Here is a 1017-nt window from a genome sequence, read left to right on the forward strand (position 1 = left end):
TCACCCCAAATTACGAACAAAATGAACACCCCTAATCTCACAATCCCCCTCAATAGCAGCATCCACGATATGGCGCGACAATTTGCCGCCCAACAACTCACCCCAGAAAAAGGGATGGGAGTATATCTAAATACTTTATCAGTTTGGGCAGTTCACCGCTATCTCAAATGGTTACAAATTGAAAGTGAACCCAGCAATAGTGATAGTTGGCATCCTGGTTTGCGTGCCCTATTTGATGTAGCGGATTTAGTTGTGCCCAATTTAGGAAAATTAGAATGTCGCCCCATACTTTCAGGGGAAACTAGATTAACTTTACCACCGGAAGTAACAAAGGATCGGATTGGTTATATTGTAATTCAATTTTGCGATCGCCTCCAAGAAGCGCAACTCCTCGGATTCGCCCCACCATTGGCTGCTAATTCACTAGATGAATTAAAAATTACCGATCTTCAGCCTTTAGATACTCTCTTTGATGTATTAGAGACACTTGAATCAAACTTAGTCGTTACTCCTGAAAAGACACCTGTTGACTTGAGTAAATGGTGGCAAAATATTTTCGATAGAGGTTGGCAAGCAGTAGAGGAATTGCTGCCACCCCAAACTATTGGTTTAGCCTATAGAAATATGGAGGTAAGACGGGCTAAACTAATTGAGTTGGTAACAAATAAAAATATTCATCAGCTTACTTTAATTTTTACTCTTAAACTGGAAAATCCCGAAGAATTGGGTATCCATTTGCTACTTTTACCCTTTGGCAAGGAAAATCAGTTACCGCCTCAAAGCCCATTGCCACCTGAGACGAATTTAATGGTGCTGACAGAATCTGGGGAAGTCTTCCGGGAAATAACTGCTAAAGAGAAGGATACATTTATCCAATATGAATTTACTGGACAACCGGGTGAGGGATTTAGTATTAAAATTGGGTTAGGAGAGGCTAGTATTACAGAAGCATTTATAATATGAAATGGGTAATGGCTAATTGCTCAAATAAATAGCCCATAGCAAGAAAGCCCCTAG

1 protein-coding gene is annotated in these 1017 nt (G+C 40.3%); it reads left to right on the top strand.

Features of this window, described 5'->3' with window-relative positions; genetic code table 11:
- Nucleotides 1-963: DUF1822 family protein (locus tag NJ959_RS17110; protein WP_254012948.1), on the top strand; the 963-nt coding region annotated here is incomplete at its 5' end.
- Nucleotides 964-1017: the final 54 nt, after the last annotated feature.

The sequence above is a fragment of the Limnofasciculus baicalensis BBK-W-15 genome, from assembly GCF_024178385.1.
Classification (GTDB): domain Bacteria; phylum Cyanobacteriota; class Cyanobacteriia; order Cyanobacteriales; family Coleofasciculaceae; genus Limnofasciculus; species Limnofasciculus baicalensis.